Below are 13,069 nucleotides of genomic sequence, written 5' to 3'. Positions count from 1 at the left end.
CTCGACATGAAGCGCATTACGATCATTTCGCCTTGCTACAACGAGGCGAACAACGTTCGTAGCTGCTACGAAGCGATACGCGATCTGTTTGCCGGACCGCTCGCAGGCTACGAGCGCGAGCATATTTTCGCCGACAACTCGTCGACCGACAACACCGTCGATATCCTCCGCGAGATCGCCAAGGACGATCCGTGCGTCAAGATCATCGTCAACGCCCGCAACGTCGGCCCGCTTCGATCGACCTTCAACGCCCTGAAGGCATCGAGCGGCGATGCCACCGTGGTGATGATGGCGGTCGATCTGCAGGACCCGCCGGAGCTCATCGTCGAATTCGTCAAGCGCTGGGAAGAAGGACACAAGGTCGTTCAGGGCGTGCGCACCCAGCGCGATGAAGGCACCGTCATGAGCACCACCCGCTGGCTCTATTATCGGGCGGTCAAGCGCCTCGCCAATATCGATATCCCCACCGACGTCGGCGAATTCCAGCTGATCGATCGCCAGGTCAGCGACGCCGTGACAGGTTTCGACGACCACAACCCGTACATTCGCGGTCTCATCGCCTATACGGGTTTCCGGCCCTACTCGATTCCGTATGTCTGGCGCGCACGCCGGCGCGGCGTCTCCAAGAACCGGCTGTTGGCCCTGATCGATATCGGCCTCAACGGCATGCTTGGCTTTACCAAGGCGCCGATTCGTATCCTGACAGCCACCGGCCTGCTGCTGGCGGCCGCGAGCGTCATTTACGCAATTGCCAATCTGATCTTTCTTGTCGTGCACGGCACGTCATCGATCCAGTCAGGCATTCCGACATTGATCGTCGCGCTGTTTTTCTTCTCCGGCATTCAACTCTTCTTCCTTGGAATTCTCGGCGAATACATCGCGGCGATCCATCAGCAGGTGAGATTCGGCTCGAAGGTCATCGAGTCGGAACGAATCAACTTTCCGCCCGAACCCTCCAAGCCGAAAGCCGGCTGAGCGATGACACGGGTCGCGATCGTCGGCGCGGGGTATGGCGGATACGTCCTCGCCCCAGCATTCCGGCGCTGCCGCGATGTCGAGATCGCAGGCCTCTGTGCACCGAGCGCTGCGCGCCGCGATAAGGTTGCGGCAGCGTTTGGCATCAAGGACGTCGCACCCAGTCTGGAAGCGCTGCTCGCTAGAACGCATGTCGACGCGGTCGCAATTGCGGTGCCGCCCGACCAGCAGGCGACGGTCGCTCAATTCGCACTCGAACGCCGCCTCCCGGTGTTTGCCGAAAAGCCCTTGGCGACCTCAGTTGCAGAAGCAGAGCGATTGACCTCGTTGGCCGCCCAGGCCGGCGTGCCCGCGGTCGTCGATTTCATTTTCCCCGAGCTCGCTGCGTGGCGCGTCGCCAAGGCATTGCTGGAGCAAGGCGCCATCGGCCCTCTGAGGCACGTCGTCGTGACGTGGCTGTTTGAAAGCTATGACCACGCACGCAACACCGGCAGTTGGAAAACGGTCAGCGGCCGTGGCGGCGGCGTCCTGCAATACTTTGGTTCGCACACGCTGCACTATCTCGAATGGTTCTGCGGAACGATCGAAGCGTTGTCTGGTCAACTCTCGCTGGCGCCCGGTCAAAGCGGCGGTGACACGTTGGCGGGCTTGCAGATGAGATTCGCGGGCGGCGCCACCGGCGCCGTCGTCCTCTGTGACGTGGCTTTCAACGGCGGCGGCCATCATCTCAAGTTCCTCGGCGACGAAGGAACCCTGACGTTGGCCAATTCCACTGCAAATCCGGTCAAATTTACGCTCCAGGTCCAACGCCGGGGCGAGTCATCGCCCTCGACTCCATCTGTTCCCGCCGATTTGCCGGCGTTGCAGCCGGGCGAGGATCCGCGCATCGCGCCGGCCGCCCGGATCGCCGAGCGCTTTGTTGCGGCCATCCAGGCGGGCAGCGAAGCGCGGCCGTCGTTCGCGGACGCACTCCGCGTGCAGCGGCTGATGGAGCCATTGCTGCTGGCCCGCCGGTCGGCTAGTTGAAAGGCCGCTTGGACGTGCCGTCGCAGGAAGTGTAGCGAGATTCAACGATGAAGACGCCAGTTCACGATTTTGAGCCAGGCCATCTGCCATTCTGCCAGGTCTGCAATTCGAAGCAGCTCGAGCTGGTTCTTGATCTGGGCCACCAGGCCCCCTGCGACAGCTTGCTGACGGCCGCGCAGTTGAACGAACCGGAAGAGACCTATCCTCTGCGCATGGTGCGGTGTCGTGATTGCGGCCTGGTGCAGATCGACTACGTCGTCGACGGGAGCAAGGTGTACCACCGGGAATATCCTTATCGTTCAGGCATCACCAAGGAGCTGGCCGATCATCATCACCGGCTCAGCATCGATCTCGTCAAGCGCTGCAACATCCCGTTAGACTCGCTGGTGATCGACATCGGCAGCAACGACGGAACGCTGCTGAAGGGCTTCAAACGCCAAGGCATGCGGGTGCTTGGAATCGAGCCGACCAACGTGGCCAAGTTTGCGGTCGAAGACGGTATCGACACGATCCAGTCGTTCTTCACCGACAAGCTCGCCGATGAAATCCTGCGTCAGCACGGCAAGGCCAAGCTGATCACCGCGACGAACATGTTCGCGCACATGGCGTCGCTGGGTTCGGTCATTCGCGGCGTCGAACGCCTGCTCGATGACGACGGCGTCTTCGTGATCGAGAACCATTACCTGCTGAACATCATCGAGCAACTGCAATACGATTCCATCTACCACGAGCATCTGCGCTCGTATGCGATGAAGCCGCTGCTGCAGCTGTTCAGCTACTACGATCTGTCGGTCGTCGACGCCTATCGCGTCGCAAGCTACGGCGGCTCGATTCGTGTGTTCGTGGCCAAGGGCCGGAACCGGCCGGCGTCGGCGGGGCTGAGCAACCTCATCGCCGAAGAGCACCAGGCGGGTCTCTACGACAGCGCCATCTACGACCAGTTCCGTGCCAAGGTGCTCCAGACCAAACGCAGCCTCTACAACCTGGCTGTCGAAGCCGAGGCCAAACAACAGCGCTTCGTCGGAAATTCCTGCCCCGGTCGTTGTGCAACGTTGCTGAACTATGTCGGTATCGACCGGGAATTGATGCCCTATATCGCCGAGCAGCCGACATCCCTCAAACTCGGGTTGCATTTGCCCGGAAAGCATATTCCGGTCGTCGAAAACTCGATCTTGTTTAAGGAACAGCCCGATTATACTGTCCTGCTGGCGTGGCATTATTGGCAGCCGATCAGCGCCGATCTTCGCAAGCGGGGGCTCAAGTCCAAGTTCGTACTGCCGCTGCCGGAGTTGCGGATCCTGTCCGAATGAGCGTGTTGGAACCAGTGCAAAGCGCAGGCCGCGCCTCGGGGCTCGCAGAGCGGATTGCCTACCGCACACGCTATTTCGACGACGCGCACGTGCTGGTCGAGCAAATCCTGGCCAAGACCGTGGTGCCGTACCAGGTCGAGGTGCAGCCGGGCCGCATCAAGGGCCGCGAAATCTGCTGGATGCCCTGCTCGTACTGCTACGGCGGCTCCTCCGAGAACACCGGCGAACGCCTCAAGCCTGAGCGCTACGTCGATCTCATCAAGCAGACTGCAAACGGGCCGCACGGCCGCGTCGACAAGATCATCTATGCGGGCTACGCCACCGACCCGCTGAACTACGAGCACATCGACGATCTGATCGGCGTGTCGCAGGAACTGAACCAGGTCATCGGCGTACATTCCAAACTGCTGCGGGCCAGTGCGCGCTTCGTCGATCTGATGACACGGGCGTCCAATCGCGACACCAATTACATCACGGTCAGTGTCGATGCCGGAACGCCGGAGTCTTACAACCGCACGCACAGCGTCACGACCAAAGCCGATCTCTACAGCAAGGTCGTCGACAACATCGCGCGCTTGAACAAGAGCCGCCGGGAGCGCGGCGCTGTTCTCGATATCGCGACAAACTATCTCCTCACCCGGGAGAACAGCGATCCCGCCGTGGTGGAAAAGGGAATTCGCGATCTGATCGCAGCCGGTGCGGACTCGGTCCGCTTTTCCTATCCGCAACTGCCGCGCGGCATGGAAAAGGAAGACGGCTCGATCATCATGACCCGGCAGGAGATCGATCAGGTTCACGCACGGCTCAAGCCGGTCGTGGCGCAGTTTTCCGGCGAGCGCACGAAGGTGCTGCTGCTGGACTACGACAGCGACCAGCAGATTTCCGAGCGCCGGACCTTGCCGTGCTTCGCACGCTTCATCTACCCGACCATCGGCTACGATGGCTGGCTGGCGAATTGCTCCCAATCCGCGGCGCTGCATTTCCGGGACATGGCGCTCGGCAATCTGCAGACGCGCGATTTCTGGGATGCCTACTACGACTACGACACGACTGACTTCTGGTCGTTCCTCGACAGTCAGCATCAAAAGATGACCAAGAACGATTGCCGTTGCGATCGGAAAGAGCACACCGTGAATCGCGTCTTTCAAGATGCGTTTCGTACGGGGTAGCAGAGGAAGCGATGCCGGTCAGTGTCGCGCCGCTGTTCTCCGCGGCGGTGGTAGGAGCAGCTGGGATCGGCGCGGCTCATATGCGCGAGCTCGCGGCCGGCGGATGTGATGCGCTCCTGGTCGCAGGGCGAAGTTCGGCTTCGGCGGCGGCGACCGCCGGCAGGCTTTCGGATCAGCTCGGACGCCCGGTGCAAGCCGTGAACGGCCTGCCGGACTTGTTGGAACGCGACGTCGACTTCATCAGCATCTGCACGCCGACCGAGCTTCATGTCGAGCACTGCCGCCAGTTGCTGCCGACCGGCGCCTTCATCCTGGTGGAGAAGCCGTTTTTCTGGGTCGATCGCGCGTCACAGTCCGCTGTGCGGAAGATCACAGACGAACTGTTCGAGGCAGCCGGCGGCCGGCTGGCAGTCAATCATCCGACCGGACTGCTGGCCGACGCCTATGCGCAAGCCGCGGGGCCCTTGCCGCCTTTGCGCGATTTCAGCTTCAGGTATCGTACCCGCGGACGCTACCGCGGCCGCATGATCGCGGTCGATCTGCTGCCGCATGCGTTGTCGGCGTTGCTCACGCTGGCGGAGGCGTCGAACTCTCCGATCGATCTGCCGGTCCAAATTTCGCGACGCGAGGAAGACAACGCCTGGCATTTCGAATTCACGGCCGGCCAGACGCGATGCAGGTTCGAGCTCGAACAGGATTCCACTCAACCAGGGTCCACGCTGTCTTTCGTTGTCAACGGCCAGCAGGTGGACCGCGAGCAGGAAGCCGTCGGCAACAGCTTCCGTGTCTATCTGGCGTTCTCGGGCAAACGCATCGAGGTGCCCAACCCGATGGCCGCCTCGCTGCAGCGCGCCTTGTCGGCCGCGCGCGCCGGCCGGCCGATCTCGGGCGAGGCAGCCTACGTCAACAAGATCATGACCTTCATGGCGGCATTACTTTCGGATTGAATGCATGCGGGAGCATACGGCCGTCATACTTTGCGGAGGCCGGGGCCAGCGGCTTGGCTCGTTGGGCGACCAGTTGCCGAAAGCACTGATCGAGGTGCGCGGCCGTCCGATCCTCTGGTACATCGTGGCCCGGCTCTATCTCGAGGGTTTCCGGCATTTCATTCTGCCGCTCGGATACCGCGGCGATCAGATCCAGGGATTCATCGACCGCAATCTCACGGAGTGGGATGTTCGGATCGACGCCATCCCGACCGGTGAGAGCACCGAAGTGGGTTTGCGCCTGCAGCGCGTCCGGCATCTGCTGCCGCAAACGAGCTTCCTGCTGATCAACGGCGACACGCTTTTCGATTTCCCGGTCGCGAACGTCATGTCGGAGCACGAGGCGAGCGGCATGGCCGTCACGCTGATGTCGTGCCCTGTGGTGTCGCAATTCGGATTGCTGGTCATGGATGGCGACAAGGTGATCGATTTCACCCGAGACTCGCTGGTCCGGAGCTTTCAGGTCCTCGATCCCAACGGGACCGGCGCGCTCCATCGCGCGTACGTCAACTCCGGTATCGCTTTGCTGCGGCCAAACGCGCTCGACGCTGTCGACCTTGCAAGCACCAAGAATTTCGAATCCGAGCTTTACGGCAAGCTCATCACCCAAGGACAAGCGCGTCATCACCCCATCGAGGGCTACTGGTTCGCCATCGACACCCCGAAGGATGTGGAAATCGCCAATGCGCAGCGGCTGGACGATCCGCGCTCGGCGGGAGCGCTCGATCTGAACGTCCGATTGAGCCAGGCGCAGCAGGAGCTGTTCAAAGGGACCGCATCGGGCTGATGCTGTCCATCGTCGAAACATTCGGACCCTGGGTCGCCGCCATCGCGGGCGCGGCGCTGTGTTACCTGCTGGCCGGCCGAAGGTGGACCTTGAGCGGCACCCAGGTCGTGGTGCTCTCGCTGGTCTGGGTCGCTCTGGTGCAGGCTGAAGGCATCTTCCCCGGACCATTGTCGCGGCTCGAATGGGGCGACGGCGACCGGCTGTTCATCGCGTATTTCGGCTGGCTGGCAAAGCAAGGCAACGCGCCGTTCCTGCCGGAGCTTGCGGGCGGAGCCGACCGATACGCCTTCGGCCGGATCGGCGGCGAATTCTTCTCGATCCGATTGCTGCTGCTCCAGGTTCTGCCGCTCTGGGCCGTGACGGTGGTCAGCCGCGTCACCGTCACCCTGTCCGGCATCGCCGGGATCTATCTTTTCGCGCACCGGCTCCTTCGCTGTCCGCGCGGCGTGGCGCTTGCCTTCGGCATGCTCTATGCGACCGCCTACGAGTTCACAGTGGGCCTGACGTTTCTCTACGGCTTTTCGATCGCCGGACTGCCGCTTCTGCTGTTCGCGCTGTTCGCGTTCCGCAACGATGTGCGCGGGTGGCTGGGGCTCGGCGTCCTTGGCGCGTTCTACATCGGCACCACCGATCCGATCTACTGGTTGCCGCTGCTCTGGGCCTGCGTCGTCTGCCTCTGGCTGTGGATCGGGCCTCAGTCCGCGGTGTTGGCCGTTGGCGGACTGCTTGTCCTGACCGTGCTGTGGCTCGCCAACTATGCCGAGACTCTGTTCGCCTTTTTCCAGTTTCTGCCGTGGTCCGAGCGCGCATCGGGTGGACCGGAGCAGGCGCCGGACCTGATCGCAAACCTTGTCGCGCAGCTCGACTACATGCTGCGACCGGTGCTGAGCTTCAACTATGCGGGATGGCCGTTCGGCTTGCCGCTGATCTTTGCGCTGATCGCGAGCATCGCCGTCCGATCCTGGCGCGTCGCCGTCGCGGCCGGAACCGCCTTGGCTCTCGCGGTGGCCACCGTCCCGCTGCAGGCCATGCCCTGGTCCGCTCTCGGACTGCCGTTCCTCGCGACCTATCGATGGTATCTCCAATACGGCGCGTTCAGCATGGGTCTCTTGGCCGGCGCTGCGGGCGTGGCCGCCTTTGTCGGCCGGAATCACGAGTGGCGCGTGACGCGATGGGCAACATCGCTCGCCTTGGGGATCGCTGCCGGAATGCTTTTCAGCGTCAAGGTTCATTCCGGGCTGCAGACCCTGACACGCGGCACATTCGCATCGCTCACCGAGATCCCCAATCTCAAGCAAACGGATTGGCGCACCGATCCGGCGGCCCGGGTGGTCAGCTTGCCGACGCAGCTCGACCCCAACGCGATGGTGAACTACGGCCTGTCGACCTTCGATGGCGCGGCGACCTTGATGGATCGCAACATCCACCGGTTTTGGTCCACAGGCGTCATGCGCGGCGCGAACCTGCCCACCCGCGAGATGCTCGGCTTCGGGTTGAACAGCGACTTCATCCAATGCTGTCAGCCGCTCGACATCGACCGGCTCGCCGATCTCAAGCTGCTTCGTCTGGCCGGCGTCGGCTATCTGCTGAGCTACCGGAAGCTCCAATCGGCCGAGCTCACGCAGGTCTCCGGGCCCGCCGAGCAGGAGTCCACGCACACGTTGCGCTTTCTTCTCGCTGCTCCGCAGCCGGTGTTCGTCTACAAGCTGGCAGCCCCGCTGCCCGTCGCATGGCGCGCCACCGCGGTTACCGTCCTGCCTGAGACGGCCGACGACACGGCGCTCTTTAGCGCGCTGGAGACTCAGGCCCTGCAGGGGCAGGCGATCGTTCATTCAGGCGAGCCGCAGACGCGATCCGAATTGAGCGGTGTCGCTCCTCTCAGCGCCAAACGAAGCGGGTCGACGATCGAGATTGCAACCGGGGGTGTCGGCGGTCCTGTCCTGGTCAACCAGACCTGGCTGCCGTGGTGGAGCGCCGTCACCGACACGGGCGAAAAGGTCCCGGTCCGTTCGGCAAACCTCATCCACATGCTGCTCGAGGTTCCGCAGGGCGCGCGATCGGTCGTGCTGAGCTACCGGCGCCCCCTGTTCTGGGCCCAGGTCTTCAGGCCTCCCCATTCACCCTGATCCGATTGATCTGCGTCAACCGCTGCTTAAGGCTTGAGAACTACACAAATCCGCCTATATCTTCGTTGCGTGCCATCGGCGCGGCTTCCCCAATACGAACACTTGAACCTGCGCGGAGCAGCGCGTTTCGGCTATGTCAGACGATCATATCGAACTGGAACCCCGCGACTATCACCTCGCCGTGAGGCGCCGCGAGCACTCGGAAACGCCCTGGCGGTGGGAGATCTGGGCGGCCGGCAAGACCAAGGCCATCGACCAGTCACGGCAGCATTTCGCCACCATGTCCGATGCGACGAAAGCCGGTAAGGCGGCTTTGAGAGAGCTGCTGCGCGAGCGCTTCCCGAACGCCGCCTGATCGTCCGCGACGCCACGAACCATCCCAATTGAGGCTCAGGGGCTACCCCCGGGTTCCGCCGCATGCGAACCTGGGGCCAAGCTTATGGCTTCAAAAACAATGGTTCGGGAGGATGGGCATGAATCGGCGTGACTGCATGAAGGCAATGGGCGCAACCATGGTGGCTGCGGCCTTGCCCTCCTCCATGCCTTTTTGGCCCGCCTTGGCGCAGTCGAAATATCCCGACCGGCCGATCCGCGTCATTGTGCCCTATGCGCCGGGTGGCGTGGTCGACGTCATGGCCCGTCACTGGGGCGAGCGGATGAAGTCCGTGCTCGGTTCCGTGGTCATCGAGAACCAGGGCGGCGGTGGCGGCACGCTCGGCGCCAGCAACGTCGCGCGCGCAACGCCGGACGGCTACACGCTGCTGTTCGGCGACACCAGCTCACAGATCATCACACCCTCGCTGATGGCCTCGCCGCCCTACGATCCGGTCACGAGCTTCGCGGCCATCTCCATCATCGCCACCTCGACGCCCGGCATCGTCGTGCATCCCAGCGTGCCGGTGAAAGACCTCGCCGAGTTCATCAAGTACGCGCAGGCGAACGCCGACAAGCTGTCCTACGGATCGGCCGGCCCCGGCACCGTCGGCAACCTTGCGGGCGAGCTGTTCAAGCAGACCATCAAGGCGCCGGGCATCACCCACATCCCGTACCGCGGCGCGGGCCCGGCTTTCGCGGATCTGCTTGCCGGCACCACGCCGTTCGCGACGCCGAACGTCACCGGCCAGGTGCTGGAATCGCACCGCGCCGGCAAGGTGCGCCTCCTTGCGGTGTGCGGACCGACCCGCCTGAAGGCCGCGCCGGACATTCCGGCGGCCGTGGAAAGCCTGCCCGGCATGGTGGTGCAGCTTTCGGCCGGCGTGTTCGCGCCCGCCGGAACGCCGCAACCGATCGTGCTGCAGATCTCGAATGCGACGGCCGAAGCCGTGAAGGACCCCGCGTTCATTCGCGCACTCGAGGCGGCCGGCCTGGAAACACGGCAGGACGCATCCGCCGCGGCCGCGCAGGCGTTCCTTGAGACCGAACGCAAGCGTCTCGTGCCGGTGATCCAAGCTGCTGGCATGAAGGCGCTGTGAGCCCTTAGGATCGAGCGCCGGACGATCACAAATTCGGGGGCTGGGATGCGGTTGGCTATTCTTGGCGCAGCGGTGCTTCTGTCATTGGCGGCAACGCAGATTTCCACGGCTCAGGAGAGCTATCCCAACCGGGCCATCAAGCTCATCGTGCCATTCGCTGCAGGCGGCAACACCGACGTGGTCGGGCGGCTCACCGCCGCCTACATGCAGAAAATGCTCAACGTCGGCGTCGTGGTCGAGAACCGCGCCGGCGCCGGCGGCATCAACGGCACCGACGTGGTCGCGAAGTCGCCGCCGGACGGTTACACGCTCTGCGTCTGCGGCATCGGCCCAATCACGGTTTCGCCGGCAACCGAAAAGCTGCCTTACGATCCCCTGAAGGACCTCGCGCCCGTCAGCCTGATCAACACCAATCCGTTGATCCTGGTCGTCAACCCGGCGCTCGACGCAAAAACCGCCGCGGAGGTCGCGGCGCTCAGCAAGCACCGACCAGGCGGCTTGAGCTACGGCACGGTGGGTGCCGGCGGGCTGATGCAGTTCGCCGCCGAGATTTTCCGGGTCAAGACCGGATCGAACTTCACCGCCGTGCCCTATCGCGGCGGTGCGCTGGCGACGGCCGCGGTCGTGTCGGGCGAGGTGCAACTCGCCTTCTCGAACATGTCGGACGCGATGGCGCAGATGGCGGCCGGGTCGGTGCGTCCGCTCGCGATCACCACCGCCAAACGCAATCCGCAAACGCCGGAAATCCCGACCCTGATGGAGCTTGGCCTCGTCGACTATCCGGTCGAGTCCTGGAACGGCCTGTTCGCGCCGGCCGGCACGCCGCCGGCGATCCTCGACAAGCTCGCCCGTGTCATGAGCGAAATGTCCAAGGACGAAACGCATCGGAAGCGAATGGCCGAAATCGGCTCCATCGCCGTGGCCAATTCGCCAGGCGAGTACTCCGCCATGCTGCGCGACGAAACCGTTCAATGGGCCAAGGCGCTGACCGTGATCGGTCTGGCCAAATAGAACAGGCCAAGTAGAAGCTGTGACACGGATGCTGTCATTTCATTGCCGCGACAGCAGCATTAACGATGCAACAACGAAACTGAAATATTCAAAAGATCGATCCATTTACAAAGTCCCCGACCGGCACGCATGTCCACCGCCGTCAAAGCTGTAATCCTGATTGCAGCGTTGGGATTGATGTTTATTGCCACCAATTGGTTCTGCCTGCAGCGCCTCAACGAGCTGAGCGAGCTCAACGAAAATCTGACCCAGCACATTGCGCCAGCCCGATTGGCGCTCGCCCAGGGCAAGACCGCAGTCGAGTCGTTTGCCGTCGCCACTTACAAAAGCTACGCAACAATCGATCCAGACGTCTTCCGCGAATCCGCATCGTTCATCAACGATGAATACAGCGCCGCGAAGAATTCCTTGAACAATGTGACAGCCTCCTATCCGGCGGCAGCCGAGGACGTTGGGAATATCCTGGCGCGACTTGAAAAGGCCCACGCGCTTGCGACCGAAATGATCGGTCATCTGAAGTCCGGCAACCGGCCGGAGGCACAGCGCATCGTCGATCTCACATTCGACGTGGCCCGCGACGACGTCGGCGCTCAAGTGAACCGGCTCATCAATATCCTGGGCGGTCAGGCCCAGGCAGCCGAGGCCGAGACGGTCGAGCGCGGCGCCTTCATCTACCGCATGACCATCGGTATCGCGACGGTGGGGACAGCCACGTCACTCGTCATCGCTTTTCTTCTGAGTCAATTCTTCGTGGCACGCCCGCTGCAACGGATGGCCTTCACCATGACGCGGATGGCGGCTGGCCAGATCGACCTGCCCATCCAAGGAGCTGGCCGCTCCGGCGAAATCGGCGCCATGGCCCGCGCCGTCGAGGTGTTTCGCGACAACGCTCTCGCCCTGCGCGAGGCCGAGAAGAAACGCGTCAGCGAGCGCGAACAGGCCGAGAAGGACAAGGCAGCCGCGCTCGAAGCGGTCGCAGCGACGTTCGAGTCCGGCATCTTGTCGATCGCCACGGCTGTAGAGCATTCGGCGACCGAGCTCGAAACCTTTGCCCGAAGCATGAATGAGGTGTCCGACGAATCGCTGCAGCACGCCAAAATGGCGGCGTCGGCAGCCGGCGACACCTCGGAGAGCGCCACCGGCGTCGCGACCGCCGTGGAAGAACTGTCCGCCTCGATCGGAGAGGTCAGCGATCAAGCGCGCCGGGCATCCGATGTCATTGCCGAAGCGATGCGCCGGACAGACAGCGCTCTACAGAACACCGCGGAGCTGGCGCAGAGCGTCCGAGACATCGACGAATTCGCCGGCATGATCACCAACATCGCCAGCCAGACGAACCTGCTGGCGCTGAACGCCACGATCGAGGCCGCTCGGGCCGGCGATGCCGGACGCGGTTTCGTGGTGGTTGCGCAAGAGGTCAAGGCGCTGGCCGCACAGTCTACCAAGGCACTTGCGGAAATCAGATCCAAAACCCAATCCATTTGTCAGGTGATCGAAACCGTCAAGGCTGCCAATCAGGCGGTTTCCCAAGTCATGGAGCAAGTCGAGAGCATCTCCGGCGCGATTTCCTATTCGGTTCAGCAGCAGGACCAGGCCGCGCGCCAGATTGCAGAAAGCATCGATGCCACCGCGGAACGCACCCGCCGTGTGCTCGAGAACATCGCCGACGTGAGCAGCCGCGTCGGACAAACCGGCCGGGGTGCCGAGCAGGTGCTTGCTGCGGCAGCGGATCTCAATCAACAGGCCGCGACGCTCAGCCGAGACGCTCTTGATTTTACGCGCCGTGTGCGGAGGGCTTAGGGCTACCAGGCCGGCTCTTCGATCGCTTCGACAAACCAGTCCCACCAGGCGAACTCCATCTCGAAGCCTTCGCCCTCCAGGGTGAAGCCGTAATAGAGCCACCCGTTGTCGCGCGTGAACTTTTTCTGACTGGGGCCGACGAGCAGACCGACGAAGGTCTGCTTCCCATTTCGGATGCGAACAGTTTTGCCGATCAGCGGAATCAAATCCGCCGTGTCCAACGCGTACATGGCCCACCCACCCCATGGCAGACTAGCAACGCGATGACGCGCGAATCCAGCGGCGGCGGCGGCAGACACACCGATGATTTTGGCATGTGGCCGCCGTGCAACGCTGCGCGCAACGTCGGGCTCTGCTTGAGGAGCAGACGCCATCGCGTGACGTCTTGCCTTGTGAGGAAAGCCAGA

12 protein-coding genes are annotated in these 13,069 nt (G+C 62.9%); 11 read left to right on the top strand and 1 reads right to left on the bottom strand.

What is annotated here, in order from left to right:
- The first annotated feature begins 6 nt into the window (after positions 1–6).
- From RHPLAN_RS05750 to RHPLAN_RS05700, 11 genes are all read left to right on the top strand, one after another.
- Positions 7–975 (top strand): glycosyltransferase family 2 protein, encoded by a 969-nt coding sequence (locus tag RHPLAN_RS05750; RefSeq protein WP_068014667.1) that lies wholly within the window; start codon positions 7–9, stop codon positions 973–975.
- A gap of 3 nt (positions 976–978) precedes the next feature.
- Positions 979–2,001, top strand: a complete 1,023-nt coding sequence (locus RHPLAN_RS05745; RefSeq protein ID WP_068014665.1) for a Gfo/Idh/MocA family protein — start codon at positions 979–981, stop codon at positions 1,999–2,001.
- Positions 2,002–2,048: 47 nt separating this feature from the next.
- Positions 2,049–3,311: a class I SAM-dependent methyltransferase gene (locus RHPLAN_RS05740; RefSeq protein WP_068014663.1), complete on the top strand. Its 1,263-nt coding sequence runs from the start codon at positions 2,049–2,051 to the stop codon at positions 3,309–3,311.
- Positions 3,308–4,480, top strand: coding sequence for a radical SAM protein (locus RHPLAN_RS05735; RefSeq protein WP_068014661.1), 1,173 nt, complete (start codon positions 3,308–3,310; stop codon positions 4,478–4,480). The genes RHPLAN_RS05740 and RHPLAN_RS05735 overlap by 4 nt, the downstream gene beginning before the upstream one ends.
- 11 nt (positions 4,481–4,491) lie before the next feature.
- Positions 4,492–5,427 carry a Gfo/Idh/MocA family oxidoreductase gene (locus tag RHPLAN_RS05730; protein WP_068014659.1) on the top strand — a complete coding sequence of 312 codons (936 nt, stop codon included), beginning with the start codon at positions 4,492–4,494 and terminating at the stop codon, positions 5,425–5,427.
- A 4-nt stretch (positions 5,428–5,431) separates the two neighbouring features.
- Positions 5,432–6,253: a nucleotidyltransferase family protein gene (locus RHPLAN_RS05725; RefSeq protein ID WP_084244383.1), complete on the top strand. Its 822-nt coding sequence runs from the start codon at positions 5,432–5,434 to the stop codon at positions 6,251–6,253.
- Complete coding sequence (locus RHPLAN_RS05720) at positions 6,253–8,379, top strand: hypothetical protein (RefSeq protein ID WP_068014654.1); 2,127 nt, start codon at positions 6,253–6,255, stop codon at positions 8,377–8,379. The genes RHPLAN_RS05725 and RHPLAN_RS05720 overlap by 1 nt, the downstream gene beginning before the upstream one ends.
- Positions 8,380–8,512: 133 nt before the next feature.
- Positions 8,513–8,734 carry a hypothetical protein gene (locus tag RHPLAN_RS05715; RefSeq protein WP_068014652.1) on the top strand — a complete coding sequence of 74 codons (222 nt, stop codon included), beginning with the start codon at positions 8,513–8,515 and terminating at the stop codon, positions 8,732–8,734.
- 118 nt (positions 8,735–8,852) lie between these two features.
- Positions 8,853–9,851: a Bug family tripartite tricarboxylate transporter substrate binding protein gene (locus RHPLAN_RS05710; RefSeq protein ID WP_198164733.1), complete on the top strand. Its 999-nt coding sequence runs from the start codon at positions 8,853–8,855 to the stop codon at positions 9,849–9,851.
- A 45-nt stretch (positions 9,852–9,896) separates the two neighbouring features.
- Entirely contained in the window at positions 9,897–10,862 is a 966-nt protein-coding gene (locus tag RHPLAN_RS05705) for a Bug family tripartite tricarboxylate transporter substrate binding protein (protein WP_068014648.1), read from the top strand.
- Positions 10,863–11,132: 270 nt separating this feature from the next.
- Positions 11,133–12,662 carry a methyl-accepting chemotaxis protein gene (locus tag RHPLAN_RS05700; RefSeq protein ID WP_198164732.1) on the top strand — a complete coding sequence of 510 codons (1,530 nt, stop codon included), beginning with the start codon at positions 11,133–11,135 and terminating at the stop codon, positions 12,660–12,662.
- A gap of 2 nt (positions 12,663–12,664) precedes the next feature.
- Here RHPLAN_RS05700 and RHPLAN_RS39025 read toward each other — a convergent pair whose 3' ends face one another.
- Positions 12,665–13,036 carry a hypothetical protein gene (locus tag RHPLAN_RS39025; RefSeq protein WP_157100080.1) on the bottom strand — a complete coding sequence of 124 codons (372 nt, stop codon included), beginning with the start codon at positions 13,034–13,036 and terminating at the stop codon, positions 12,665–12,667.
- Positions 13,037–13,069: the final 33 nt, after the last annotated feature.

Origin of the sequence: Rhodoplanes sp. Z2-YC6860 (assembly GCF_001579845.1) — a bacterium.
Classification (GTDB): domain Bacteria; phylum Pseudomonadota; class Alphaproteobacteria; order Rhizobiales; family Xanthobacteraceae; genus Z2-YC6860.
The sequence above is the reverse complement of the archived record's forward strand: the minus strand, read 5'-3'. Positions and strand labels throughout refer to the sequence as shown.